Below are 26,997 nucleotides of genomic sequence, written 5' to 3'. Positions count from 1 at the left end.
CGTCATCGTGTTGGATAACGCTCGCATTCATCATGCCAAGTTATTGCAGCCGTTTTTGGAAGAGATGAAAGGCCGACTCGAACTGGTTTTCCTGCCGCCTTACAGTCCGAAATTGAATCTTGTTGAAGGGTTATGGAAATGGCTGAAATCCGATGTAATTAACAATGTGTTCTATCACACGGTGGCCGAAATCCGTAACAATGTTCAGCAGTTTATGGACGAAATCATGAAATCTCGGTGGTCGATCATAGATCGGCTTTGTGTTAGGTTCTAATTCTAATGAATTCATTAGTTCAACTTATATAGAATCACAATCAACAAAAATATCGATATCTATAAAGTGCTGCTGATTAGCGGCGTCAGCATGGAGCAGATGGTTAGGATCGTAAAACGTCAAGCCATTTTATTGCAGTTGATCGGCTGTATTCCGCCTCTGTTGCTCCTTGCTCTAACGCTTAAAGATCCGTTGTTCATCATCTTTAATTATGTTGTTGTGGTAGTCGGCATTTCCATTTTGATTATGTGGTTTGTGATCGGCCGCTACACGCAAAAATATTTCTATAAACTAGATATTGTCCAGCAGTTGAAAGGATGAGAGTGTATGCCGCTTGTTGCGTTGACATCTATAGCCAAGGAGTTTAAAGGTTCAACGGTATTTGAAAATGTAGATTTGGCCGTAGGAAAGGGAACCACTATAGCGATCAAAGGAAAAAGCGGTATTGGAAAAAGCACTTTACTTAACATTGTGGCCGGGTTGGAAAAAACCACATCCGGGCAATATATGCTGGATGGAGAAGATTTGAGCCAAATGAATTTAAACGACTTAAGTGATGTCCGTAAGCGTAAAATAGGGTACATCTCACAGCATAGCCCTATGATCCCGAAATTAACTGCCTTGGAAAATATCGTAGTTCCCTTATGGTTTGAGAAGAAACGTGAAAATAGCGATAACATTACAAAGCGGATTGAACAGTTGAGCTATTTATTCGAGATAAACCATTTGCTCCACCATAAAATTGAAAAATTGTCGGGTGGAGAGATCCAACGTGTAGGTATCATTCGTTCTTTAATCAAGGAGCCGCGGCTCCTTGTGGCTGACGAACCGACCGGTGCATTGGATGATGAGACAGCGCTCATCGTTTTAATGTGTCTGAACGAGCTGAAAACAGGCGGAGTGTCAGTCATCATTGCAACTCACAGCGCGATGGTAGCCAAACATTGTGATGAAGTATATCAATTAACAAAGGAAGGGCTAATACGTGAAACGCTCTCCTGTTAGTGTGCATGGATTCCATCCTTAATTATCTGGGGAGCAGGTGTTACTGTGGTGTTAAAAGACAGTGAAAAACGTGAAGAGATTCAAGCCTTACATACTGAATTATGGAATGAGCTTCAACATTGTGACGAAGCTTTCGCAGAACATTATATGACAGACTGCTTGAAAAGACTTAGAGCCAGGCGTATGCAGCGAAATACTTTAAAAAACTTCATAATGACACGAGGGTTCTGGATTTCGGTTATTGTGGGTTCTCTGCTGGGGCCTTTGATGGTTGTCCTTTTTATTTGGGTTTCTCTTTGGGTTGAGTAGGACTCGAAGGGGCGAGGAAACACAGGCATGTCTTTCCAGAACATCTAAGTAAAATATACATGAAGAATCAACAAAAAAATGTCAACATTTATATGCGGAGGCATAATGATGGGAAAATAGCCCATTAAAAAATAGTATTAGACTGAATCCAAAATGAAACAGCGGCGGTCTAAGGACTTGAAAATAAAGTCATAGACTGCCGCCGCATTTATTGAGCCATCGTACTTCGTTAGTTGATACTTAGGCTCATATACCTCTTCACTGTAGCTTGTGCCAAACACAATGATGAATCAACTATGGCAAGCTCTGTTTGCTCACCTTTAGTAATAACATTTAAATCGGTGCATGCGAGTATGGCTATATCTACCATCTCCACTAACTCTGAATGCAATCGTTGCCATAGAATAATTGATTCCTGAATTTGACCTGCCTTTATACTGGTAATCATGGCATTCACCCAATGTTGCCAGTGATCCCGATGTAGAAGATCAACGCCAAGTTTATGCAAAGCTTGTTGATAAATACCGGATTGTACCGTGGCAGGTGTAGCTAACAGTGCGGCTCTTTTGGCGCTATTTGGCAACTTGAGAATGGTTTCATCCACCATATTTAACACCGGTACAGAAACGGAAGTTTTTATATTTTCATAATAGAGATGTGCCGTATTGCAAGGAATTACGATGAAATGCACACCTGTGCGTTCCAATCTTTGGGCGCCGTTAATAATAGCCTTCTCCATAGCAGCATGGTCAACTGGCCTGTCCATGTAAAAAGGGGTTGGACATGAATAGATCATCATATGAGGAAAATCCATATCGTGCTTGGCACCATAAATTTGTTGGCATTGGTCAACCACACAATCAACAAAAGGACCCGTAGATTTAGGTCCCATTCCTGCTAAGATTCCAATCATCCTTATTCAGACCCTTTCTATGTTTGAGAACCGACCGTTGTAAGCGTGGCCTGTTCTTATAAGACTTCATTTTTATATTCGTCATATGTAAGAGATTTTCCTTTTGTTTAATCGACATACTCAGTTGCCTGCTAGCTTAAGTCGCTTGCGATCCGGTGTGGAAAGACTTGACCGACACGGAGATGGACTTCATCTGGTAACGCTTTGGACAATCCTCACGGGTGCGATTTACCGTGACATTTCGCTGGAACAAATTCATTCGGCAATTCTGGAAGTGTATCACGATATTGTCAACTCCGGAGGTGGAGAGTAATGCCCTTGGTAACTCTGTTTTTCATCTGGATTCCGATGATAATCATGAATGCCTTGGTTCCTTTTTGGTCCCATCCCGGTGTTTTTTTCGGGATATTGATTCCCAAGGAGCATATGAGGCATCCAAAATTGCTTGCGATCAGACGTAATTATTGTGTTGCAACCGTCATCGCGGCAGTCCTGTTGATGGGACTATCCATTCTTTGCGTGCAACGCGAAGTCATGACTATGACGGCTTCGATGGTTTATCTTATTCCCGCTTACTTTGTGATTCACATGCTGATCTACCTGCAAGGATACAGAGGGGTAAAGCGATTAAAGAAGGAAAACCAATGGATGGTGGAAAAACCATCCGTCTTAGCTGTTGACACTTCGGAACATCATTGGTCAACGGTTTCGAGAATGTGGAATCTTATTCCGTTTTGGCTTATTGCAGCCAATATTGTCTTTGTCGCGTGGAACTATGACCAGATTCCAGCTAATATTCCTATTCATTACAATGCTTCCGGTCAAGTGGATCGAATCGCGCAAAAATCGATCGGGATCATCTTTGCCCCTAATCTCATTCAATGCTTGATGGCGCTAATTATGGCGGGCGTACAAGAGGCTCTCATCCGAAGTAAACGGCAGGTTCATCCGGAGCAGTCTGAATCGATCAATAAGATAAGACGAAGCTCGAGACGCTATCAAGCCGCTGTTATTTATTTTATTACTTTAATTTCGCTGGCGTTATTTGCTTCTGTTCAGTTTTCGATTGCGGGGCTTATTGATTCCAGTCTGACCAACTGGATACTGATTGCCGCCATACTTCTGATTTTTGCCGCCCTAATCAGCTTGCCGATCGTTTTGAAAAAAAATCAGGCCCTTATGGCTGGAGCCAATACTCATATCGTGTTTCCAGACGCCGGTTCGGATGAGCATTGGAAGTGGGGATTGTTCTATGTCAATCGGGACGATCCGGCGCTGTTCGTTGAGAAAAGGGGCGGTATCGGGGTTACGGTCAATTTGGGCTGGCTGACCGGCTGGTTTTTCTTGATAGCTCCCCTGATTTTTGCAGGAGTCATTGTTCTTTTTAGCTTCCTTTGAAATAGGATCGGCTATTTCGATGCCTTTACGACTCCACTCCCCTTCGAATAACCCCTTGGTATAATATTTTTCAAGTCATGGATGTTGATTATACTTCCCTTTAAGCCGACCGTTTCCGTGGGTATTCTACGGTCAGCCTTAAAGGGGAGCCAAGAAAATGTCGATAAAAATGAACTTCAATAATACACTTGACGATCTGATAATCTTGAGATTAACATGTCACTATAGATTCCCTCGGATACCTACTTTTTCTATAACATAAATTTTTCTTTAATTAAGAATTGGGAGTTCAACAGGAGATGGGCTAAATGAGTTTATCAAAAAAATACACCGTAATAATTGCTGAAGACGATATATTCCAAAGACAAGTACTTATTCATTTTCTAAAAGAGGTAAATAATCTTGAAATTATAGATTCTGTAAGTTCAGGAGAACGTTTGGTTGAAAGTTATAAAAGACATAATGCAGATATTATTGTAATTGACATTGGTCTACATAAAAAAGATGGCATAACAGCAGCTAAAGAGATCTTATCCTTCAGCACTCCGCAAATTATTGTCGTCACAGGAAATACAGATAGGGATAATCTATTGATTGGATATGAATTAAATTTTGTGGGGTATATTCTTAAGCCAGTAGACAAATTAAAATTCATTAGAGCTATTCAAGAAGCAGTTAAACGAACAGAAGCAAGACTTCTAACTTCAATTGCATCGGTAAATCAAGCAGAAGTTAGATGGATAAATTGTAGATATAAATACAGAGACCAGCAAATTCCCGAGCATCTTATTGTCCATATAAAAAAAGAAGATAAGTACTTGTCTCATATCCATCTTGCTGATGGGGGAATAGTAAAAACCTCCACAACGCTAAAGGAAATCGAAAAACAATGCTCAAATAACGTTTTTCGCTCTCATAAGAGTTATTTAGTAAATATAAAGTACATAAGAGCTGTTTATGCAAACATTCATACCCCAGGAAGTTATGATATAACCCTCTCTAATTCAATGGATGTCCTACCATTATCCAGCAAATATTACCCAGACTACCTTGCAAAAATTCGGTTGCGAGACAATCCTAAAATAGAATAGTCCTTGTTTTACAAGGATTATTGGTCAAGAAACTTCCATAATTTTGAAAATCGACATTTGACACTTCCTTTGGATTACAATTAAGATATGAGTTAATAAGGGACTTTGCATTCTAGACTACGAAGGGAAGATAGGACCTTGATTCATATACTAGTTGATCCAACCGACAAAACAGCGTGGTATCCTAACTATTTATCTGGATTAAGAAAAGGACTTCAAGAAGCGAAAGTTGATTTTAGATTCAGTCCGGATTTGCCCGAAAATCCTGATGATGTTGTTTTGATTACAAGATATACATTATTCGAAACGATTCATCAGGCTAAGCCTACACCAAAGCATCTCATTATTATGGAGCATGACGTATGGAATCCTTTTACCAATGTCGTTGATCCAAGTACATTATGGATTTTTCAACATCCATCTTGTAAGGCAATTCTGTATACAAATCCGTCGATGTTGGACTGGGGAGAAAGGTCAACGGGTCCTAACAGTTCAGTTAAAGTTATTGCAGCTGGCTTTCCATATGATCATGAGAAGATCAATGCAATTATTGATGAGACCAAACCAACGAAAGACCGAGAGAAATTGGTTGTATTTCCTGGACGATTGAATGAGTTCTATCAGCCATACCTATCGGTTAGAATGGCAATGGAACTCAAAGATAAGGGGTATCGAACCGTGATTACCTCTCCTGTTGAGCCGCAGATCCATTACCCTGTGAGCTTGTGGAGGGATTTGGGCATTGAAGTTGGGAAGTTACCCCAGCAAGAGTATTACCGACTGCTGTCAAAGGCAAAGGCTGCCATTTCAGTAACGATCGGCGGAAGCTTAACCTTAGCATTATACGAGGCATACTTGCTTGGGGCAAAACCCATCATTCCTATGGATGTAAATGGACGACCACCCTTCACTGAAATTTACGAGCCAAGATATGATATCTTAAATCCGCGTGAAGCGTTACGAATGATTGATGATAATACAGAAATCCATATCGATAGGAAATGGTTCGACTATAGGCGCTATGTAGAGATATTGCTAGACACCATTGATTCCTACTGTAAATAATGAACAAAGGAGATAAAGTGGTGAACAATGACATTGAAAGATATCGAAGTGGCATCCAAGGATCGGTTCAAGAACGAGTTAGAACTGCGCTTTGTAACCCGGACTTAAGCATTAAACAAAAAAAGAAGATGCTAAAATTCATAAGGCCTGAACAATTGGAATTCTTTCTTAAAACAATCCCCAAAGAAATCCGAGAGCAGATTACTTAATTCGCTCCTTGGCAAGCTGGCGTCTAAACGAAACTGTCGTCAGCTTGTTTCATGACATAGGAGAAAAATAGTTTTGCTATAAAGGAATAATGATTTCGAACTTGTTACCTTCTTGCATTGGCATGACTAAAATCTTTCCCTTATATTGTTTAATAATTCTCTGAACAATAAATAATCCAAGTCCACTATTGTTATTACTTTTCTTAGTACTGAATCCTTTTTCAAACATCTTACCAATCTGCTCGCTTGGGATAGGGGTCCCCTTATTGTAGACGCTGAAATATAGTTTGTCTTGCTTGATATACCCGTTCAATTCAACATACCGTTCATTTTCAGGCAGTGTCTCGACTGCTTCAAAGGCATTATCGATAAGATTACTAAGTATTTTTACAAGGTCTGTACTTTTAATTGCACCCAGTGATAATTGTTCCATATTTATTATATTATGGTCCAGCGTGATTCTTTTCTTCAATGCCTGGGTTATTTTAGCCTGAATTAATGCTGAAAGGGCCGGTGATTTTATATTTATGATATCGTTTACTATTGTTATTTCTCCCACAATCTCTTTTGTATATTTATTCAACTCTTCATACTCTTTAAGATGAACCAGCGAATTAATGGTTGCAATGTGATTATTAAAATCGTGCCTTTGTTCTCTTAAAGTAGTGAAGAGTTGATCCATATTTCCAACAAAAACCTCTTGAACGGATTGTACTGCTGCCTCTTTATTTCTCGTGTAATACCTGGAGATAAGCATAAAGACTACTAACGCAACGATTGTAGTTACCCCAATTAGGATTACCATTTTAATTTGCAGATTTTTCATATAGGAATTTAACGAAGACAAATCGGTGACAAGCCCAACAACAACTGGTACATCAAGATGAAGCGGAAAGAATGTTTTTATGATATCGGTACCATTCATCATTGTTTCGTACGTTTTCTCGACATTTGTGTCTAAGGCCTGTTTTACAAACATTGCGTCTCTGTTATCTACCAGGCTATATGTTCCGAATAGCACCTCTCGATCCTCATGCCAAACATGTCCATTTTCTTGATATGCTTCTTTCTCTTTGAGAAAAATGGGTGGATTAAAAACGGTTACTTCCGTCACATTGGTATTCTTGATCATTTGTTGAATTGTAGCATCAACACCAGTATCTTTCTGGTATTGTCGTATACTTTTATCATGAACATATGGATCAATAATGTAATTGGTTGTTCCGTCATAATAATAACCCCATTTATCGACACTGCTCGGATCAGTGCTGGAAGTACTCCAAGGACCGGCCCAAAAATTTGGCAAGATCTCACCGTCCGGAACGTCTACCTGTTTATATTCAAATAGTTGATTAAATGCACGAAACCAATGACCTCCCCATCTCTTGGAACTCATTCCTATTTCTTTAGGCTCAGAAGATCGGTAACCGATAATGTCATCACCTGATCGCCTTAACAATGTTATATGATCAATTCCAGAATTCTGACTTAGTTCTTTAAGTTTCTCATTTGAGACCTTTTCGATATCCGGATCTACATTGGACTGGACATATAGAGAGACAGTTCTTAAATTCTGGGCTACCATCCCTTCCACATATTTCTCTCCTTTTTGCGAGAGTTCAATGGCAATTTTAATATTTGTGGCTTGAATTTTCATTTTTTCAACTTGCTGCTTCAATAGTTCATTACGAGTAAAATTGTAGTATGTACTATTAATTACAGATAAAACAAGTATTATTAGAATCAAAGAAATGATTGAAACTTTTAATCGTCTGGTATTCATGAATAAATCTAATTTCATTTGATTTCTTTCCTCCTGAGCTAACTTTTGGAATTGTTTTCTACAGATATAATCAAGAATCTTCCACGAACATATCATTATTGAACATTTGTGAAGGTTTTGTGATCCCCACGGAGGTTAGAATTTAGATCTCAATGTCCAGGCAGAGTACTATGATGTCGAGAGAAAGGCGATTATGGTTTATAAATATCGAGCCAAACGGTAAGAGACTCTATAGCCTTCCAAGAGATTTGTTCTTCAATAACGCGAGAATTGGAAGCTCAATCTGCATGAAGCGATGTAAGGAAACCCAAAATAGGCTGTACTATTTTTTTCGACATTATTTTTATTTCTTACCCTTGAAATTTGTAATAATATTCTATTGTTATTGTTTGATAACCAACTAATTTGTAAAATAATTGTAGAGTTTGGAAGACCATAGTTCTATCTACTGCCCCATCGACAAATATTAACCTCAATATGGAACGAGATTTAGGCCCTCCCGATGAAGTAAATAAGAGGGATTTTCTATGTTTTTTGTCCGCGAATTAACGAACAAAGAAGAACAACACCTACTCCGGGTTTGCCGCGCGAACACGTCCGGCTTTGCTGTGCGGAGAGCTTACATATGTTTATTTTTGCGCAAAAAATGAAAGTCAAAGACATGCGGTACCATTTCGTAGAGGATCACGTTTGCGATGTCATTCATGCCTGATACGGGGAGGCTGCCTTCAATATAAAAATTGTTACTTCTTATCGAAATAGAGCATAAAATCTAAAAAGAGATTGTATACTAGGAAAGACCTAATATACAACCTCTTGTTGATTTGGTAAAATAATACTATAGGTTATCCCCAATCAGATTTAGGTTGTTTCGTGCCATTTGCAGAATGATCAAATGTTTTCACAACTGCAATAGCCTCAGCATTAGATAAGAATAAGCTTTTTAAGGAAGGGTTTACAACATATTTGCACAAATCAACATGTTTCAATATGTGAACGACATGATGCAACTGCGGCGTTACCTGAATGGTTAGCATGTAGGATATCCCCTTTTATGAGACTATTTTACTAGAATCAGTATATCAATAAAATTTAATAGACGTAAACATTTAGGGAGAATTTTATGCGAAAAAAAATAGTATTGTTGCTGTTTTTGTCGATTTTCGTCGGATTGCAAATTTGGTGTTCTTCCATTACATTCAAAATGCCTTATATGGGAATTTATCTAGGATTGAATCAACAAAACGAATGGGTTATTGAAGAGTTGGCAGAGGAAGGAGCTCATAAATATTATAATCTTAGAGTTGGAGATATCATAAAACAAGTAGATGGGAAATCTCCTAATGATAATCAAATGATCTACAAATGGAGAGTAGTCGAACAAGCTCATAAGGTACTTGTATCAAGAGATGGTATTGAGCATGAAATCGTTGTTGATAACCGGAATGTCATCACCTACGACGTTGTTCCACTTCTAGAAGAGTTATTGTGTCTTTTCATGGCTGGTCTATTGTATATGAAGTTGCGTCATTCTTCATCAGCGAAGTTACTTGCTGTTGTTTTTCTGACCTGCGGGATCATTTATCTAAGTCAGGGTGCTTCGGTTAGAGGGGATGCAGTTGGGAAGATTTTAATTACGAGTCTTGTGATGGTGCTGCCCTTTATTTTTTTTCATTTCTTAGTGGTCTTTTTCAAGGAGAAAGGAAATATACAATTACCTGCTCGGATATTAAAATACTTGTATGCGATGGCTGCTGTAGGTTTTGGGATAAGACTTCTTATCTTATACCCTCCAACAGCTTATATGATTTACCGTTATAATGCAACGGTGACTTTGTGTTTTTTCATTATTGGATTTCTGTTCAATATTAGTGTTTTAACTTTCGTTTATTTCAAAATCCGCAAAGAAAAATCGTACTTGTCAAGTATTGTGAGAAGTGTATGGTTCTCGCTTTTTCTATCGTTTTTACCGGCAATATGTCTATCTTTTCTTCCGCAAATCATTACCGGACAACGAATTATTAATGCCGTCTATACTAGCTGGTTTATCTTGTTTTTCCCGATCTCGTTCGCTTACTTAATTGCTACGAACCAGCTATACGATATTGGCTTAGTCCTCCGGCGCATAGGGTTTGCCGTCTTGCTTGCCATCATACCGTCCGGTATATTTACAGGAAGCTACGCTTTCTTGTTTAAAGACCTGGTAGATGCAAGGCAAATTATTTTCATCTTTTTCGGCTCCATCATCATGCTATCCATTGTCTTGTACTCGACCGAATACTTAACAACGAGACTCGAACGTTTCCTGTTTCCAAGGAAGTATGTGCTTCAGACGGCGCTCAAGAAAATTTCCAAGAGTCTGGGGGCCATCTCGAGCTTCCGCGATCTGAAAGAAATTGTCCTCGTGGACATTGTCAATACGCTCCAGGTGAGAGGCGGCGCGATCGTGTTCCAGTACGAGAACGACACCGAGATCATCGACGAAGGGGAGATCGATACGGCGGAGATCAAGGAGATGATCCGCTCATCGACTTGGCTCCAGCATCCGATATACACCTGTATCGAGATTACTCGTCATGAAGAGTACGCCAGCTATCTGGTTATTACACGCAACAAAGCGAATACCTTCCTGGGCAAGGAAGAGGTTCAATGGCTTCACTTGATTACTTCCTACTTGGAAGTCAGTCTGGAGAATGTCCACCTGATCCGCAAGCTGACGGCGAAGATGCATCTGCTGGCGGCGCAATTGCCCGACGAGCAGTCGGCGCAGGACATTCAATGGTTCCGCAAAATCATGTTCGAGCTGCAGGAAGAAGAACGGCTCCGGATCGCCGCTGATCTACACGATACGACGATGCAGGATCTGTTTTTCCTCAAGCGGCGATTCGTGTCGTTGCTGGACAAGTACGCGATGAACAAGGAAGACAAGGAGCATTTGAACAACATTATCAATTTCGTTGAGCTGATCAACAACAGCCTGCGGCAAAGCTGCTTCGAATTGAACCCGTTCCTGCTGAAGGAGATCGGATTGATCGAAACCGTGCGGACGTATCTGGACAAGGAAGCGTACCATACGCCGTTCGAGATCGAGTTCAAGGAAGAGGAGGCTTCCGCTATCGAGTCGAAGGATTTGAAGACGAAAAGGCATATTTTCCGCATTATTCAGGAGCTGCTTAACAATGCGAAGAAGCATTCGCAGGCTTCGAAAGTATCTTTTGCCATGACAGTGAAGGATCACAGGTTCTGCCTGACTTATGAAGACGACGGCGTCGGATTTGACAGCACGCAAGTACCTCGCATGGAGATTGGAGCATCTGGGATGGGAGTGGAGCAAATGAGAGGTCGTATCTTGCATTTGAACGGGAAGCTGGAGTTCGATTCGCGGCAAGGCGCCGGTGTGAAGCTTGTTATTACGATTCCGGTCCAGGAGGTGATGTCCGTATGAACGAAACGGTCAAAGCTCTCGTCATCGATGATCATCCGCTCGTTGCCCGCGCGACGAAGGAATTATTGGAAGAAGCGGATTGCATTGAAGTGGTCGGCATGGCCAGCAGTGCCGAGGAAGGTATGGAGCAGATCAGGAAGCACCAGCCGGGGCTCGTTTTTCTGGATTACCAGCTTCCCGATCTGTCGGGGACCGAGGTCGCGGCGCAAATCAAGCAGGAATATCCGCACATTCATATTGTGATTTTTACCGGTCACGACTTGACGGAGGCGATGAATCGGCTCATCGAGCTGAAAGTTAGCGGCGTGCTATCGAAGGAATCCAGTATCAGAACGATCAAGAACATGGTGAACTGCATTCTGGACAACCATACGATGCTGCCGCTGTCGCTGTATCACCAGATTCAATTGAGCGGCTCGCCATCCTATGAAGAATTGAACGATGAAGAAGTGATGATGATGGGCATGGTCGTTAAGGGGGCCACACACGATCAGATTGCCGATCACATCCACATGAGCAAACGTACCGTCGATAATTACCTGCGCCGAATCTACGACAAGCTGGGCGCGAAGTCAAGAATGGAAGCGATGGAGAAGTTTATTAAGAGCAGGCATTATACATAGACACTTGATCAGGACAACTAGGGGGACGGGCGGTTGGATCGGGAGACATTAGAGCATATGTACCGGATGGTAGACGATCACGTAGGCGCGGAGAATCTCAATGCTTTGCTCAAAGCGTTCATCGAGGAAAAGGCGCAGGAACAAGGGTCGTGGTCGAGCATCACACGCTGCACTCATGACATGCTGGGAGGAGCTTCGCCGCATATCGACCGGTTGGCCGCGGCGACGGAATTGATTCTTCTCTGCTTCGACATCGTTGACGACCTGCAAGATCAGGATCACGAGAGCAAGCCATGGATGCAGTGTCCGCCGGCGGTGGCGTTAAATGCAGTGCTCGTCCTGCTGACGGGCTTCATCGGAGAGCTCGGCCAATGCGGAGTGAACGGGCGTTCGCTTTATGAGATCAGCAAGATGCTGTCCCGATCGGTCAGCGGACAGCATAAGGACGTCACGAATGAGGTATCCGAGGTCGACGATTATCTCACCATGATTCAGGAGAAATCCGGGTCTTTGTTCCGGTTCGCTTGTCTGATGGGGTACTGTCTGACGGATTGCAGCGAAGAGACGATGGAGCGGATCGACGATCTGGCGGATTGCGTCGGGATGATTCATCAGATCCAGAACGATCTGAAGGACATCGCCCAATTCGACGTGAAGAGCGATTTGCTGCTTCGCAAGCGGACGCTGCCCGTGCTGTATCTGCTCAATGTGGACAGCGAAGCGTTTCGCCCGGTGAAGGAGTATTATGAAGGAAAAATTACCGCAGAGGCTCTTGTGCAGGATAAGGAGCAGTATATGCGGCTGATCACGGATTCCGGCTGCATCGAATATACCAAGATCGTGCAGTCCGTATGCGTTCAAAAGGCAGAGGAGCTATGGACCGATCTCCAGGTCCCGTCCCCGGGGAAGGAAAAGTTCCGGGAGCTCACGTATGCCGCTTTTGTCTAGACCCAAAAAGATAACGAAGCACCTTGAGACCCGCAAAAGGATCGAGGTGCTTTTTGGCTTGGGAGGAAACCTTGGGCTGATTCAAGCGTTCCGCTTTCGGTTAATTAAGCTTTAAAAAAAGCTATAATGGTAAAAAGTGGACCTTTGCCCATCGGGGTCAAAGGATGCACACAGACAAGGGAGAGACGAACAACGTATGAACATTGCCATCGTGGACGACAACCCAGTCAATCTCATGGTGATCGAAAAAATATTGAAAAGCGCAGGATACGATTCGTTCTGGAAAGCCGCTTCGGCGGTGGAAATGATGCAGCGGCTCACCGAGTATGCGGACGGAGGCAAGGTGCCGGTCGACTTGATCCTGATGGATATGATGATGCCGGAGATGGACGGGATCGAAGCGTGCCGCCGCATTCAGCAGGATGAGCGCTTGAAGGATATCCCGGTCATTATCGTGACGGCGCTCGGCGATTCCAACAAGCTGGCGGAGGCGATGGAGGCCGGGGCGATGGATTACGTGATGAAGCCGGTGAACAAAATCGAGCTGATCGCGCGGATTCGCTCGGCGCTGCGCCTCAAATACGAGAAGGATTGGCACAAGGAGAACGATGCCCGTATCCGCGAGGAACTGGAGCTGGCCAGACAAGTGCAGGGCAGCGTGCTCAGCCCGCCCCTGAAGAAGGACCGGCTGGAAATCAGCGCCGCGTATTACCCGTCGTTTGAGCTGGCGGGCGATTTTTACGCATGGTACCGGATTGACGAGGACCGGCACGGCGTCATCATTCTCGACATGATGGGCCACGGGATTTCGTCTTCGCTGGTATGCATGTTCATCTCCTCGGTCATGCAGGACACGATCACGCGCTTCGTCTCGCCGGAGTTCGTCGTAACGGAGCTGAACCGGTACATGAACCAGCTCAATCATAAAAATCCGTCGGTTATTTTACAGCGATTTATTTGCTGATCGATACCCGGACCAAGACGATCGAATACGTGAACGCGGGCCATCCGCCCGGGTTTCTTTTTGAAGAGGGAAAAGCGCCGGTGGCGCTCAATCAGGGAAGCTGCGCCGTCGGCTTCTTCGATCAGATGGAGATTACGAAGAGCATCTTCACGTATGAGCAGCCGATCCGCATCGCCTTGTATACGGACGGGCTGCTGGAGGCGCTGCCGCTGCCGGAGGATTACCCGGAGGACGCGGCGGAATCGGATCTGCTGGCGCTGCGACTGCAGAGCTGCATTCATCAGGTGCCCAGTCCCGAATGCCTCGTTGAGACCCTGCTGCCTCAGGACGTGAGGGAGGCGCAGAGCGACGATATTTGCATGGTGCTGATCACCGCTACGTAGCTGGCGGCCACGAATTAAGACCATACGAAGAGAGAGAAAGGGACGGGAGAGGAAATGAACTGATGAAGATGAAGACGAAGCTGTTTATGGGATTCGGCATCCTGCTGGTGCTGATTTTTGCTTTGGCGGGCATCGGCATGAGCGAGCTCACCAGCACGGATTCCGTGATTAAGGAAATTTACGAGAACCGGTACCAGAAGGTACGGATCAGTACGCAGGTGCGCAATGACGCGGCGGAGCTTGCCAAGGGCATCGTGAATTTGCTGTTGATCGACTCGGCCGACAGCGACAAGAAGAATGCCGAAGCGGTCAAGACAATCAGCGTCAAGGTCAAGCAAGGGCTTCAGCAGATCGATCGTTTTTCCAAGGAAGGGAAGGAACGGGAGCTGGCCGACGAAGTGCTGCTGCACGGCAAACGCTTCCTGGACTTTAAAAAACAGGTCGTCCGTTTGAACCAAAGCGGAAAACAAGCGGAGGCGAACGCGCTTCGCACGAATGTGGGGATTGAGCTGCAGGATCATTTTACAAGCAGCATGGGCAATTTGACGAATTTCCACGATGAGGCGATGGATGCGGCGATCAAGCAGGCGCTGAGCGATAACCAACAAATGTTGACCTACACCGGGCTGCTGACGTTGGTTGGCCTTCTGCTGAGTGTGGCGATCATGCTGTGGATCGTGCTCGGGTTTACCCGGGGGCTGAACGTCCTTTCGGCGATGCTTACGAATTTTGCGAGCGGAAAATGGGGAGACGCGGCTTACCGGGTACCGGTTACGTCCGGTGACGAATTCGGCAAGCTTACGGACGTGTTCAACCGGCTGGCGGACGATCTGGAGCAGGCGACGACGAGTGAGCGGGCGCTCCATAAAGCGAATGAGGATACGCTGTGGCTGCAAACCCAGATTGCGCACATGTATGCGATGCTGGAGGATTCGCGGAAGGTCGAGGAGATGGCGCAAACGTTCATCGGAGAGCTGGCCCGGATCGTCGGCGCGCAGGACGGGGCGTTCTATGTGCTGAAGCAGGCGGCCTCGGGCGCCAAGCTGGCGCTTACCGGTACGTACGCCCGATCGGAAAGCACGGCCGCTGCCGAGCTTCCGCTCGGCGAAGGGCTTGTCGGGCAGTGTGCGAAGGATGGCAAGCCGATCACGGTCGAGGGCGTCGCCGGACAATACGGCGCGATTCGTTCCGCCTTCGGCGAGCTGGAACCGCTGACGCTGACGGTCCAGCCGGTCGAGTACGACGACGAAGTGATCGCAGTGTTCGAGCTGGTGTCGCTGAAAGCGTTCTCGGAGCTGGAGCAGAAGCTGATTAAGCAAACGAGCGAGAACCTCGGCGTGACGCTGAACGCGTTGATGGGACGTTTGAGGATCGAGGAGCTGCTGCGCATTCATCAGGCGCTGACCGACGAATTGCAGACCCAGTCGGAAGAACTGCTGTCCCAGCAGGATGAGCTTAAGGCTTCCAATGAGAAGCTGGAGGAGCAGACGCGGGCGCTGCGGGCGTCGGAGGAGCAGCTGCAGCTGAAGCAGGAGGTGCTGGAGCAGAACAACGATGCCTTGGTCCGCAAGACGGCGGAGCTGGAAGAGCAAGTCCGCGAGACGGAGGAGGTCAACCGTCAGATCGAGCTGGCCAAGGAGAAGCTGGAGAAGCAGACGCTGGAGCTGGCGCTGGCTTCCAGGTACAAGTCGGAATTTCTGGCGAACATGTCGCACGAGCTGCGGACGCCGCTCAACAGCCTGCTGATCCTTTCCCAACTGCTGAAGGAGAACAAGGAGCGCAACTTGACGGGTAAGCAGGTGGAGTACGCCGAGACGATCTACTCGTCCGGCTGCGACTTGCTTAAGCTGATCGACGATGTGCTCGATTTGGCCAAGGTCGAATCCGGCCGGATGGAGCTGCATGAGGAGACGGTCTGCCTGCAGGAGACGGCCGAATGCATCATCGGCGACGAAACGCGGCTGCGGCAGGTTCTGATCAACTTGGTCGGCAACGCCGTCAAATTCACCGAGCAGGGCGGCGTGCACGTCTCGGTCGCCGTGTTAAGCCGCTCGGAAGAGCAGCTGGAGCTGGAGTTCCGCGTCTCCGACACGGGCAGCGGCATCCCGGAGGAGAAGCGCGGCATGTTGTTCCAGCCGTTCACGCAGGTCGATTCGTCCTTAACCCGCAAATATGGGGGAACGGGGCTGGGGCTCGCGATCTGCAAAAATCTTGTGCAGCTCATGGGCGGCCGCATTGCGCTTGCGTCGGGAGACCGCCGGGGGGCGGAGTTCGTGTTCTCCATCCATGTCAAGAGTTGTCTTGAATACGATTGCAGTGATGATGACCCCCGCAGCTTTTCGGTGAATCAGCAGAGTGCTCTGCGGGTGCCGTGAAAAGATTCCCAAAATCTGCTATTCTACAAATAATCATGGATTCAGGGGGAGGTTAAAGCGGATGGACAGAGACGCGCAGAAGTTCCATGTCAAAGTGCTGACTACGCCGGAAGCGAACGTGTTGTTCTTATCCGGCGAGCTTGATTTGAGCACGGCCGAGCAATTCCGTTCCGTCGTGGAGCCGCTTGCGGGTCAGCGGACGGTGCCGCTCAAGCTGAACTTGCGGGAGTTGAGTTACATTGACAGCACGGGGATCGGGATTTTCGTCTTCGTGCTTAAAAAACGGCAGCCGGAGGATGCGTCGTTTGCCGTACAGGAAGTGCCGGCCAAAATCAGGCGGCTGTTCGATATGACCGGGTTGTCCCGTTACCTGACGATCGAAGGGGGTGGACTATGAAGGGGCAAACGGAGGCCGACTCGAAAACCGTCGTCTTGTGCGTGCCGCTTCGGGCGGACGATCTGGCCACGGTCCGCTTGGCGCTGTATGGCGTGGCCGTCCGCGTAAGGTTTTCATACGAAGCGATCGAGGACTTGAAGGTAGCGGTAACCGAAGCGTGCAATTATGCGATCCTCCAAGCCGGGGATAGAGAACGGTTGCCGATGCTGCGGCTGGTGTTCACGCTGAGGGAGACAGAGCTCAAGATCCGGATTGGAACGGATTCGCCGGATGTTACGTTCGGGGAAGCGCTGCGTCCCGTGAAGCTGCCGCCGGAGGGGGCGGATGCCTTGGAACATCTCGAAGACTCGCCGATCGGCCTGTATTTACTGCAAGCGTTGGTAGATGAGCTTCGAGTGGAGCCCGGAGGCGAAGGCGCATCGGAAGCGATCGTCCTGATCAAGCGGCTTGTGGCCGAGTGAGCGGGCGGGTTTACCGATCATGGAGCGGACGTTCTTGGGTCCATATCCCCCGTATAAAATGCAGCCCGAATTGAAAAGCCACATCCCGGTGGTGCGGATCGCAGCAGCGATCGTAGCGTAGGGAATGCGGCTTTTTTTCGTGCCCCGGTTAACGCTTGCCCGGGTCGTACGGCTCGCCGAGCGACGCGGGAGGATAGGCGCGGCCGACGGCGCCCGCCAGCACCAGAATCGTAAAAATGTAGGGGAGCATGTAGATAAACTCCATCGGAATCGATTGGGAGACTGGGAACAGCTGCACGAAGTTTCTGATCGCCTGCGCGAAGCCGAAGAAGATCGCCGCTCCCAAAGCGCCGAACGGATGCCATTTGCCGAAAATCATCGCGGCCAGCGCAATGAAGCCCTGCCCTGAAATCGTGTTGTGCGAGAAGTTGCTCGTCGTCGTGAGTGTGATCGTCGCGCCGCCGAGCCCGGCCAGAGCGCCGCTCAGCAGCACCCCGATATACCGCATGCGGGTGACGTTCACACCCAGCGTGTCTGCGGCGCCGGGATGCTCGCCGACCGCGCGGAGGCGCAGACCGAACGGGGTTTTGAATAGCACGTACCAGCCTAGTACGACGGCAGCCCATGCCAAATACGTCGTCGGGTAAGCGGTGAATACGCCGTAGCCCAGCAGCGGGACGGACGCCAGTCCGGGAATCGCAACATTGTGAAACACGGCGTTCAGCGTTTCCGTCTGTCCGGAGCCGGCGAACAAAATTTTGACGAGATAGACCGTAAAACCGGCAGCCAGAAAATTTATGACGACACCGCTGACGACTTGATCGGCCTTGAAGGTGATCGAGGCAACGGCATGAATAAGCGAGACGAGCATGCTGGTCAGGATGGCCGCCAAAAGGCCGATCCAAGGCGCGCCGCCCGCAAAGCCCGCCTGCTCGGCGTACCAGGCCGCGACTGCGGAGGCGAACGCGCCGGAGATCATCAGCCCCTCCAGGCCGATGTTGACGACACCGGAGCGCTCGGAGAAGATACCGCCCATCGCCGTAAAAATAAGCGCGGTCGAGAAGACGAGCGTCGTATGGATCAGCTCGCCGAGAATGCGAAGCGCATCCATCCGTTTAGGCCACCTCCCCCGGCTTGCGGCCGGTCCGCAGCGGCTTCAGAAGCCAGCGGATGATCCCGTGCGAGGCCACGAAGAAGATGACGGTGCCGATGATCACGCGGATGATCTCCGGCGGCACGTCCGCGCCGAAGCTCATTCCGGCCGAGCCGTACGTCAGCGTGCCGAACAAAGCGGCGGCGAGCACGACGCCGAGCGGATGGTTGCCGCCGAGCAGCGCGACGGCGATGCCGTCGAAGCCGTAGCCGGGCGATGCGGCGCTGATCACTTGGTAGTGGAAGACGCCAAGCACCTCGAACACCCCGGCAAGTCCGGCGAAGACGCCGCCGATAAACATCGCCCGTACGATGCCCGCGTTCACGTTCATTCCGGCGTACTCCGCCGCAGACGGGCTGTGTCCGACTGCACGGAGCTCGTAGCCTTGGCGTGTCTTCCACAGGAGGACATAGAATGCGACGGCGGCGAGCAGCGCAATCGGGATGCCGAGATGCAGCCGGGCGTTGCCGAATAAGGCGCTGAGTGCGTTCAGACTGATCGAGGCGGTGTCGTGAATCAGATACGAGCGCTGCTGGCCGGGCTGAAGCAAATAGCGGCTGATGATGTAGTTGCCGAGATACAAAGCGATCCAGTTCAGCATGATCGTCGTAATTACTTCATTGACGCCGCGCCGCGCTTTCAGGTAACCGGCGATGGCTCCCCACAATCCCCCAAGCACAGCCCCCGTTACGATGGCGAGCGGCGCATGAAGCCAGAACGGCAGGGTCAGCTTGACGCCGATCCAGGTGGCGCCGGTCATACCCATAATAAACTGCCCTTCGCCGCCGATATTGAACAGACCCGTTCGGAACGCGAAGGCGACCGACAAGCCGGTCAGCAGGAGCGGGGTAATCTCGCGGATGGTCTCCCCGATGCTGTACGGATCGCCGACGACCTTCTCGATCAACGCCGCGTAGGCGGTAAGCGGGTTATAGCCGCCGGCCAGCATGATCAGGGCGCCGACCAGCAGCCCGAGTACGATGGCGACCAGCGGAACGAGCGCCGAATCCTTGGTCATGATACGAATGGCTTTAGCCATGCTTTTCACCTCCGGAGGTTGAAGGAGCCGCCGCTTCGGCTGCGCGCCCGGAGCCGGACATCATCAGCCCGAGCTCGCGGTCGGATGTGTGAGCCGGGTCGGTTTCCCCGACGATGCGGCCCTCATAGATGACGGCGATGCGGTCGGACAGCTTCAGAATCTCGTCCAGCTCCAGTGAGAGGAGCAATACGGCCTTGCCTTTGTCCCGCTGCTCCAGCAGCCGTTTATGGATGAACTCGATCGCCCCGACATCGAGCCCGCGCGTCGGCTGCGCCGCGATCAGCAGATCTGGGTTCAGATCGATTTCCCGCGCGATGATCGCCTTCTGCTGGTTGCCGCCGGACAGCGCCCGCGCCGGGGTGCGGAGGCCTGGCGCCCGCACGTCGAATTCGGCGATCAGCCGCTGCGCCTGCCGGTCGATCGCGGCGTAGTTGAGAAAGCCTCCGCGGTTGTAGGCGGAGGTGTAGTACGTCTTAAGCACCATGTTCTCGCTCATCGAAAAATCCAGCACGAGTCCGAGCTTATGCCGGTCCTCCGGAATGTGCCCGAGCCCCGCCTCCGCGATGTCGCGGGGCGAACGGCTCGCGATCTCCCGGCCGCCGAGCGCGATGCGGCCGCCGTCGATCCCGCGCAGCCCGGCCAGCGCTTCGATCAGCTCGCTCTGGCCGTTGCCGTCGACGCCGGCGATGCCGAGAATTTCCCCGGCGCGAACCTCGAAGGTGACGCCGTTGAGCACGGTCAGGCCGCCGGGCCCCTTGGCGGTCACGTTCTCTACGCTCAGGACCGGCGCACCGATGGCGGGAGGCTTCTTATCGAGCTGGAACGAGACTTCCCGGCCGACCATTTTGGCCGCGAGCTCGTCCGGGTTCGTGTCCTTAACGGCGAGCGTATCGATGGCCTTGCCGCGGCGGATGACGGTGACGCGGTCCGCGATCGCCATGATTTCCTTTAGCTTGTGCGTGATCAGAATGATCGACTTGCCTTCGGCCACCAGCTTGCGCATGATGTCCATCAGCTCGTGAATTTCCTGCGGCGTCAGCACGGCGGTCGGCTCATCGAAGATGAGAATGTCCGCCCCCCGGTACAGCGTCTTCAGGATTTCGACGCGCTGCTGCATGCCAACGGAAATGTCTCTCACCCGCGCACGCGGATCGACGCGCAGTCCGTATCGGGCGGACAGCTCGGACACTTGACGCGCCGCTTTTCCGTAATCGACCCGAAGTCCCCGCCGCGTCTCCTGCCCGAGAATAATATTTTCCGTCACCGTGAACGGCTCCACGAGCTTGAAATGCTGGTGCACCATGCCGAGACCGAGCTGAATGGCCGTTTTCGGATTGACGATCGCTACCGGCTCGCCGTTGATGAGGATTGCGCCCTCGTCCGGCTGGTACAGCCCGAACAAAATGTTCATCAGCGTTGATTTGCCTGCGCCGTTTTCGCCGAGCAGGGCGAGAATCTCGCCTTGACGGAGCGTCAAGCTGATGCCGTCGTTGGCAACGATGCCGGGAAACCGCTTGGTGATGCCGCGCATTTCCACTTTCATACCGCTCATTTTTCGGGAACCTTGATTTCGCCTTTAACGATTTTTTGCTTGTATTCTTCGACCTTCTTGAGCACGTCCTCCGGCACGTTCTTCTTCGATGTGTCCGGCAGGCCGACGCCGTCGTCCTTAAGGCCGAGCACAATCGTTTTGCCGCCCTCGTATTTGCCTGCGATCAGATCGTTCGAGATGCGGTAAACGGCCTCATCGACGCGTTTGATCATCGAGGTCAACGTCACGTCGTCGCCGAACAGCTTCGACTGGTCCTGATCGACGCCGATGACCCACACTTTTTTGCCGGCCTTCAGCCGATCCTTCGCTTCGTTGAACACGCCGTTCCCCGTTGCGCCCGACGCATGAAAAATAATATCCGCGCCGTCGTTATAGATCGTGGAAGCGGCGGCTTTGCCGAGATCGGGCTTGTCGAACGCCCCGGTATAGTTGATCGTCAGCTTGGCGCTCGGATTGACGGCGGCCACGCCCGCCTTGAAGCCGGCTTCGAAGCGCTTGATTACCGGAATGTCCATCCCGCCGATAAAGCCGATTTTGCTCGTCTTGGTCATCAGACCCGCAACGACGCCGACCAGATAGGAGCCTTCGTTCTCCGCAAACGTCACGGACTCCACGTTCGGCGCGTCGACGACATTGTCGATAATCGCCAGCTTGGCGTTCGGATTTTGCGTCGCTACCGTTTTCATCGCATCGCCGATGATAAAGCCGATGCCCCACGTCAGGTTGAAGTTGCCCTTGACCATTTGGGTCAGGTTCGGAATATATTCCGAATCGCTCTTGCTCTGCAAATATTTCACCTGTGCCCCGGTATCTTTCGTAAGCCGCTGCAGCCCTTCCCAGGCGCTTTGGTTAAAAGAGTTGTCGTTGACCCCGCCAATGTCCGTGACCATGCCGATATTGAACTTCGCGCCCGCCTGCTTGTCGCCGCCTGCTGCCGGCGCGCCTCCGGCTCCCGCGTTGTTAGGCGGCGCGGGCTTCTGGCCGCACCCGCCGAGCGTCAGCCCGGCCGCCAGCATGCCGATCATGCCAAGAGATATCCATCGTTTCATCGTTCATCCGTCCTCCCGTAATGGAATGCAAAGTAGCAAAGCTTGGGGTATAGTATTCTCCAAGCTTTGCTTCCTTATGTCATTGCTGGAAAACGGACGGGCGGTCATGCAGATGCTCTGTTTCAAGCGTCCGGCCCGGGGTAAATACCATACAAATTCGTAGAATGCAGCACGGCTCTTGGAGCAGACAAGCTGCGCATGGGGAGGAACCAAGCGGGTATGATGAATAAACAACCATCGTTTCATGTCGACACGCAACGAACCGAGCAAGCCAATTCCGTTTATTTGCACGGCGAGCTCGATTTGTCCAAAGTTTCGGATTTACGCTGCGTGCTTGACACGTTCATCGCGGATACAAACCGCAAGCTTGTGCTGAACCTGAACGGTCTGCAATATATTGACAGCATCGGTATCGGTGTGATTGTATCGGTATTAAAAGCCCGAGACGTGCTGAAAGCGCCGTTCGAGGTGCAGGAGATTCCGCCGAAAATCAAGCGATTGTTCGATCTGACGGGCATCACCCCGTTTTTGCAGCCGAACGAGGCCGCCGGGAAGTCCCAAGACGCGTTCATTAACGGATAGGAAAGGAAAGAAGAAACCGTATGAAGCCCGAATCCCATGTTGTTAGTCTCACGGTGCCAGCGGAAGCGGAATTTATCGACTTGGTCCGCTTGACGCTTTACGGCATCAGCTCCAAGCTCGGCTTCTCGTACGAGGAAATCGAGGATATGAAGGTGGCCGTCGCCGAAGCGTGCAATAATGCGGTGGTGCATGCTTATGAACCGGGCAGTCCGGGCCTGATGGAGGTCCGCTTCGAGCGAATCGAGGACGGGCTCCGCATTGTGGTCAAGGATCAGGGACCGAGCTTCGATTATGCGGAGAAGGCGCGGCGGGCCGGGTCGCTGCACGATAAATCGCTCAACGATATCCATGTGGGAGGCCTCGGGATTTATTTGATGCAGGCGCTCATGGACAATGTCGAGGTCAAGACGGGCACCGGCACGGAGGTCATCCTGACCAAGCGGGTGTGCAGGAGCGAGGAAATGGTATGAAAATGAATTCGGAGCGATGTGCCAATGCGAGTGCTGAGGAGTTCATCGTAAGGTATCAAGAAACCGGCTGCAACGATGCGGCTACGGTTCTGCTGCAGCAGTACGAGCCTATGGTCAAGATGGCGGCCGGCAAAATGTCACGCAATCGCCCCGATTTGTTCGAAGACCTGTATCAAGTGGGGCAACTGTCGGTATTGAAGCTGCTGAAGCAGTTCGATCTGTCGATGGGCGTGCAGTTTGAAGCCTATATGATGAAAAGCGTCATCGGCCATATGAAAAATTATTTGCGCGACAAATCCTGGTATGTCCAGGTTCCGAGGCGAATCAAGGAAAAGGGCAACCAGATTCAGCAGGTCGTGGACATGCTCACGGTCAAGCTGGAGCGCTCGCCCAATATCGATGAAATTGCCGCGGAAATGGAGCTATCGGTCGAGGAAACGATCGAAATTTTGGCCGGACGCGATTATTATCACTATGTCTCGCTGGATACTCCGCTATCCACCGAAGATAACGGATCGACGATCGGCGATGTGATCGGCAGCCCGAGCGACGCTTATCTGCGCGTCGAGAATCGCCTCGCTTTGCAAGAGGCGCTTGTTCATCTAAAGCCGGAGGAGCAGCAGGTGCTGCATCTCGCCTATGTGGAAGGCCAGTCGCAGCGGACGATTGCGAACCAGCTCGGCGTTTCGCAGATAAGCGTGTCGCGTATCCAGAAGCGGGCCCTCGACAAGCTGAAACATTATTTTACCGAGCCGGGAGCCGGCGATATCGGTTTGGGTTCGTAGACTCGCCCTTTGCAGCTAAGGGCGAGTTTTTTCGTTGGCGCTCCGTTCGTCCTCGAAGGGAGCGGATTCGGCGATCCGCCGGCCGAGCGGCGTCGGGATGCCGTCCATGCTCACTGCGTTGTTGCTGCGCCAGTAATCGTTCAGCTCGTCGTCGCGTTTGGTCGCGGCCCACCGGTGCAGCGTATCGCGTTCTCGCTCGTACGTGTAGAAGGGGACGCTGAACCCGCAGGAGGTCTTCACGGAGTCAACGTCGACGCCGATAATTTGCCGGGCTCCGGGAAGCAGCTCGAAGCGGGGCGCCCACGCCTCCCAGTCGGCAGTGCCGGGAAGGATGACGCGGCCCTTTCCATACAGCCTCAAGATCAGAGGAGGGCCCTCGAACGCAACGAACATCAGCGTAATCCGGCCGTTCTCCTCCAAGTGCGCGCTTGTCTCGTTCCCGCTACCGGTCAAGTCCAAATACCCTACCTCGTTCGGCGAGACGATTCGAAACACATCGTATCCTTTGGGCGAGAGGTTCACATGGCCTTCCGCCTCCAGCGGGGCGGACCCGACGAAGAAGAGACGCTGCTTGCGAATAAACGCCTCATGCTCGGGAAGCAAGGCCGGAAACATTTTTCCCATAGGTAAGATCTCCTTTCCTTGTTTTCCAAGTCTCTTTATGTAATAGTATGCGCTCTTAGAGCTTGTCTGGCAAATACACATTACATATTCCGCTTATAGGCATCGCCTATTGTTCTTGAGGAACGCAGGCCGGGCACGCTGCTTGCGAACGGCCGTTTCAGGCGGACGGGCGGCGGAGCGCTGACAGGTGCGGCAACGCGAAAAAACCGGTACGTCTGCGCTGAGGCAGAGATACCGGTTTTTTATCAGACTCCGGGACTACTTATATTCCTGCAAATGCTGCCGGAACCGCTCTACCAGCTCCGGCGCTTCGTCCAGCTTATACTTGCGGGCCGGACGGTTGTCCTTATCGAAATCCGTATGGCTCCACCAGATGGCCGCTTTCAGCTTGGGATATTTTTTAATGTCCTTGAACATCTGATCCACCCATTTCGCTTTATCTCCGCCGACCGAGCTTGAGGAAAATTCCGTGATCATCAGCGGCTGTTCGAACCATTTGGTGTAATCCGCGTACAAAGGCGCGTACAACTCGTCGAACGTGCTCCACTTCTCGCCTGGATAGTAGTTGCCGGTATTGTAGGCGGTCAGCCCGACCACGTCCACGAATTCGTCGCCTGGATAATAAAGCAGCGAATGATTCCACTTGAATCCAGGCTTGTCCAGATGATTTGGGTTCCATACCCACAGGACGTTATTGACGCCCTGGCTCTGGAAGGTCCGGTAAATATATTTCCAGACCTCGTTATACAGATCCGGGTCCTTGGAGTAGTGATAGGCGGAATAAGGCACCCAGTCCCCGTTCATCTCGTTGTTCAGCCGGAACAGCAGCGGATGGCCGAACTCCTTGAGACCCTGCGCGTATTTCGTGAAATACTCGTCATATTTTCCGCTCAAAATGTCATACATCACGCTGGGGTTCGGTTCGCCGAACCGCATCGTTTGCATCGTCAATTCAACCAAACGATTGTCATTTTGCGCGTTTTTTAACTCTTCCATCGGAAATTCCGTGTTTAAGGACTTGTACAGGATCAACGTATTGAACTTATAGTCCAGCTTCTGCTCCAGCGCATGAAGAATATCCATTCTTTTTGGAGCCGTCGGCTCGAAAATGCCCCATTTCAGCCCGTCCGTCATAAACAGCTTGCGGTACACTTCCGCCGTTTCTTGATTTGTTTTGAGCGGCACCTTCTTCGTCACCGTGCCAAGCGCCGGCTTGTCCCCTTGAGGCGGAATAAGCCGGAACAATTTTACGATCTTCTCGTCATTCGTGATGGGCTGGCTAGATTTGATCGCGATGGTGTATATTTCTTTGTCGTTTTTGACGATTTCGGCAGTTGCATAGTAGGGTTTGTCGTTCTCCACGTGCTTGAGCTTATCGCGCTCCCATTTCAGCAAATGGACGGACCGACCGCCGATCGTCTTGGTTTCGTTCTTGCTCACGCGATGATCCTTCGTATTCTCGATAAACTTGTTGCCGTACCCGATATACGCGGCGGCGTCGGACACGGTGCCGTTGAAATCGTCGTAGTACACGTCGATTTGGGTCGTTTCGTCCGAAAAACGAGTTCTGATCCCAGGCAAGGACTGGTCGACTTTCATTTGCTTCGGATAGCGCAGCTCATACCCATAAGGCGAATCGGTATACGTCGCCATAGATTGGGAATCGAATTCGGATTCGGAAAACATGGATCGCGCGATAAAAACGCCGAGCAGAACGACCAATACGGCGCCGGAAATAAGGTACGTTTTTTTGAGCTTCATCCGGCTCTTCCTCCCTCTGCCGCATAAAGCTTGTTAAACCGGACGGGGATGAGCTTGCATCCCTTATAGATGACGGCATTCGCAAGCAGCAGCTCGAAAGAAAAGGTGGGATCTTGAAAAATACGTTTCATCACAAATTTCTCCTTTGCCACAGTTTGGTTAAGTCGGTCAATTTATAAGGTGAAATTAACCTAGGTCAAATATAAACTACAAGTTTTATTTTGTAAAATTAAGTAGGGAAACCATTCTTATGGCTTCCCCCTTATCGAACCGCACGTGCCCTACTAAGGCATACGGCTCACCAACGTGATTTAACTTGAAATTAGTATGTCGCTAAGC

26 protein-coding genes and 1 pseudogene are annotated in these 26,997 nt (G+C 49.8%); 17 read left to right on the top strand and 10 right to left on the bottom strand.

Going from position 1 to position 26,997, the window contains the following annotated elements; genetic code table 11:
* From BLO51_RS23405 to BLO51_RS23390, 4 genes are all read left to right on the top strand, one after another.
* Positions 1–274 (top strand): transposase (locus BLO51_RS23405; protein WP_174551307.1); only part of this gene is annotated, 274 nt, incomplete at its 5' end.
* A gap of 90 nt (positions 275–364) precedes the next feature.
* Positions 365–595 carry a hypothetical protein gene (locus BLO51_RS23400; RefSeq protein WP_174551306.1) on the top strand — a complete coding sequence of 77 codons (231 nt, stop codon included), beginning with the start codon at positions 365–367 and terminating at the stop codon, positions 593–595.
* 6 nt (positions 596–601) lie between these two features.
* Positions 602–1,279 carry an ABC transporter ATP-binding protein gene (locus tag BLO51_RS23395; protein WP_090675689.1) on the top strand — a complete coding sequence of 226 codons (678 nt, stop codon included), beginning with the start codon at positions 602–604 and terminating at the stop codon, positions 1,277–1,279.
* A gap of 48 nt (positions 1,280–1,327) precedes the next feature.
* Positions 1,328–1,588 (top strand): hypothetical protein, encoded by a 261-nt coding sequence (locus BLO51_RS23390; protein ID WP_143006955.1) that lies wholly within the window; start codon positions 1,328–1,330, stop codon positions 1,586–1,588.
* Between the two features lie 229 nt (positions 1,589–1,817).
* Here BLO51_RS23390 and BLO51_RS23385 read toward each other — a convergent pair whose 3' ends face one another.
* The gene (locus BLO51_RS23385) at positions 1,818–2,501 is read right to left on the bottom strand and encodes an aspartate/glutamate racemase family protein (protein ID WP_090675686.1); all 684 of its coding nucleotides are present in this window, start codon (positions 2,499–2,501) and stop codon (positions 1,818–1,820) included.
* A gap of 312 nt (positions 2,502–2,813) precedes the next feature.
* On the opposite strand from BLO51_RS23385, the gene BLO51_RS23380 reads away from it, so the two are divergent.
* The 3 genes from BLO51_RS23380 to BLO51_RS23370 all read left to right on the top strand — a co-directional run bounded on the left by BLO51_RS23380 (position 2,814) and on the right by BLO51_RS23370 (position 6,055).
* Positions 2,814–3,899: a DUF1648 domain-containing protein gene (locus tag BLO51_RS23380; protein WP_090675684.1), complete on the top strand. Its 1,086-nt coding sequence runs from the start codon at positions 2,814–2,816 to the stop codon at positions 3,897–3,899.
* Positions 3,900–4,207: 308 nt separating this feature from the next.
* Positions 4,208–4,990: a LytR/AlgR family response regulator transcription factor gene (locus BLO51_RS23375; RefSeq protein ID WP_090675681.1), complete on the top strand. Its 783-nt coding sequence runs from the start codon at positions 4,208–4,210 to the stop codon at positions 4,988–4,990.
* A 138-nt stretch (positions 4,991–5,128) separates the two neighbouring features.
* Entirely contained in the window at positions 5,129–6,055 is a 927-nt protein-coding gene (locus BLO51_RS23370; RefSeq protein WP_090675680.1) for a hypothetical protein, read from the top strand.
* A 285-nt stretch (positions 6,056–6,340) separates the two neighbouring features.
* On the opposite strand, the gene BLO51_RS23360 is transcribed toward BLO51_RS23370, so the two are convergent.
* On the bottom strand, positions 6,341–8,065 hold the full coding sequence (locus BLO51_RS23360; protein ID WP_090675676.1) for a sensor histidine kinase: 1,725 nt from the start codon (positions 8,063–8,065) through the stop codon (positions 6,341–6,343).
* Between the two features lie 827 nt (positions 8,066–8,892).
* Positions 8,893–9,084 carry a hypothetical protein gene (locus BLO51_RS28805; protein ID WP_143006954.1) on the bottom strand — a complete coding sequence of 64 codons (192 nt, stop codon included), beginning with the start codon at positions 9,082–9,084 and terminating at the stop codon, positions 8,893–8,895.
* A 1,151-nt stretch (positions 9,085–10,235) separates the two neighbouring features.
* On the opposite strand from BLO51_RS28805, the gene BLO51_RS29405 reads away from it, so the two are divergent.
* The 7 genes and pseudogenes from BLO51_RS29405 (at position 10,236) to BLO51_RS23325 (ending at position 17,643) form a co-directional block, all read left to right on the top strand.
* On the top strand, positions 10,236–11,492 hold the full coding sequence (locus BLO51_RS29405) for a sensor histidine kinase (RefSeq protein WP_167670299.1): 1,257 nt from the start codon (positions 10,236–10,238) through the stop codon (positions 11,490–11,492).
* A complete protein-coding gene (locus BLO51_RS23350) occupies positions 11,489–12,115 on the top strand; it encodes a response regulator transcription factor (protein ID WP_090675672.1) in 627 nt (208 codons plus the stop codon). Before BLO51_RS29405 ends, BLO51_RS23350 begins: the two co-directional genes overlap by 4 nt.
* Positions 12,116–12,148: 33 nt before the next feature.
* The gene (locus BLO51_RS23345) at positions 12,149–13,063 is read left to right on the top strand and encodes a polyprenyl synthetase family protein (RefSeq protein WP_143006953.1); all 915 of its coding nucleotides are present in this window, start codon (positions 12,149–12,151) and stop codon (positions 13,061–13,063) included.
* A gap of 196 nt (positions 13,064–13,259) precedes the next feature.
* Positions 13,260–14,410 (top strand): annotated as a pseudogene (locus BLO51_RS23340) (PP2C family protein-serine/threonine phosphatase).
* 62 nt (positions 14,411–14,472) lie between these two features.
* A complete protein-coding gene (locus tag BLO51_RS23335; protein ID WP_245719786.1) occupies positions 14,473–16,785 on the top strand; it encodes an ATP-binding protein in 2,313 nt (770 codons plus the stop codon).
* A gap of 61 nt (positions 16,786–16,846) precedes the next feature.
* Complete coding sequence (locus BLO51_RS23330) at positions 16,847–17,182, top strand: STAS domain-containing protein (protein WP_090675668.1); 336 nt, start codon at positions 16,847–16,849, stop codon at positions 17,180–17,182.
* The gene (locus BLO51_RS23325) at positions 17,179–17,643 is read left to right on the top strand and encodes an ATP-binding protein (RefSeq protein ID WP_090675667.1); all 465 of its coding nucleotides are present in this window, start codon (positions 17,179–17,181) and stop codon (positions 17,641–17,643) included. Before BLO51_RS23330 ends, BLO51_RS23325 begins: the two co-directional genes overlap by 4 nt.
* A 148-nt stretch (positions 17,644–17,791) precedes the next feature.
* Here the strand turns inward: BLO51_RS23325 and BLO51_RS23320 are convergent, their stop codons facing one another.
* The 4 genes from BLO51_RS23320 to BLO51_RS23305 are packed head-to-tail and all read right to left on the bottom strand — an operon-like array spanning position 17,792 to position 22,436.
* On the bottom strand, positions 17,792–18,754 hold the full coding sequence (locus BLO51_RS23320; protein WP_090675665.1) for an ABC transporter permease: 963 nt from the start codon (positions 18,752–18,754) through the stop codon (positions 17,792–17,794).
* 4 nt (positions 18,755–18,758) lie between these two features.
* Complete coding sequence (locus BLO51_RS23315) at positions 18,759–19,835, bottom strand: ABC transporter permease (protein ID WP_090675663.1); 1,077 nt, start codon at positions 19,833–19,835, stop codon at positions 18,759–18,761.
* Positions 19,828–21,387 carry an ABC transporter ATP-binding protein gene (locus BLO51_RS23310; protein ID WP_090675661.1) on the bottom strand — a complete coding sequence of 520 codons (1,560 nt, stop codon included), beginning with the start codon at positions 21,385–21,387 and terminating at the stop codon, positions 19,828–19,830. Before BLO51_RS23310 ends, BLO51_RS23315 begins: the two co-directional genes overlap by 8 nt.
* Positions 21,384–22,436 carry a BMP family lipoprotein gene (locus BLO51_RS23305; protein ID WP_090675660.1) on the bottom strand — a complete coding sequence of 351 codons (1,053 nt, stop codon included), beginning with the start codon at positions 22,434–22,436 and terminating at the stop codon, positions 21,384–21,386. Before BLO51_RS23305 ends, BLO51_RS23310 begins: the two co-directional genes overlap by 4 nt.
* Before the next feature lie 219 nt (positions 22,437–22,655).
* On the opposite strand from BLO51_RS23305, the gene BLO51_RS23300 reads away from it, so the two are divergent.
* The 3 genes from BLO51_RS23300 to BLO51_RS23290 are packed head-to-tail and all read left to right on the top strand — an operon-like array spanning position 22,656 to position 24,273.
* The gene (locus BLO51_RS23300; protein ID WP_425415829.1) at positions 22,656–23,018 is read left to right on the top strand and encodes an STAS domain-containing protein; all 363 of its coding nucleotides are present in this window, start codon (positions 22,656–22,658) and stop codon (positions 23,016–23,018) included.
* A gap of 20 nt (positions 23,019–23,038) precedes the next feature.
* Complete coding sequence (gene rsbW, locus BLO51_RS23295; RefSeq protein ID WP_090675658.1) at positions 23,039–23,488, top strand: anti-sigma B factor RsbW; 450 nt, start codon at positions 23,039–23,041, stop codon at positions 23,486–23,488.
* Positions 23,485–24,273: a sigma-70 family RNA polymerase sigma factor gene (locus tag BLO51_RS23290; protein WP_090675656.1), complete on the top strand. Its 789-nt coding sequence runs from the start codon at positions 23,485–23,487 to the stop codon at positions 24,271–24,273. The genes rsbW and BLO51_RS23290 overlap by 4 nt, the downstream gene beginning before the upstream one ends.
* Positions 24,274–24,288: 15 nt before the next feature.
* On the opposite strand, the gene BLO51_RS23285 is transcribed toward BLO51_RS23290, so the two are convergent.
* From BLO51_RS23285 to BLO51_RS30905, 3 genes are all read right to left on the bottom strand, one after another.
* Positions 24,289–24,897 (bottom strand): pyridoxamine 5'-phosphate oxidase family protein, encoded by a 609-nt coding sequence (locus BLO51_RS23285; protein ID WP_090675655.1) that lies wholly within the window; start codon positions 24,895–24,897, stop codon positions 24,289–24,291.
* 258 nt (positions 24,898–25,155) lie between these two features.
* Positions 25,156–26,658, bottom strand: a complete 1,503-nt coding sequence (locus BLO51_RS23280; RefSeq protein WP_090675653.1) for a glycoside hydrolase family 26 protein — start codon at positions 26,656–26,658, stop codon at positions 25,156–25,158.
* Positions 26,655–26,789, bottom strand: a complete 135-nt coding sequence (locus BLO51_RS30905) for a hypothetical protein (RefSeq protein ID WP_281180420.1) — start codon at positions 26,787–26,789, stop codon at positions 26,655–26,657. The genes BLO51_RS23280 and BLO51_RS30905 overlap by 4 nt, the downstream gene beginning before the upstream one ends.
* Positions 26,790–26,997 lie beyond the last annotated feature (208 nt).

The sequence above is a fragment of the Paenibacillus tianmuensis genome (assembly GCF_900100345.1).
Classification (GTDB): Bacteria; Bacillota; Bacilli; order Paenibacillales; family NBRC-103111; genus Paenibacillus_G; species Paenibacillus_G tianmuensis.
Note: the sequence above shows the minus strand (reverse complement) of the source record. Positions and strands in the feature narration are given on the sequence as shown.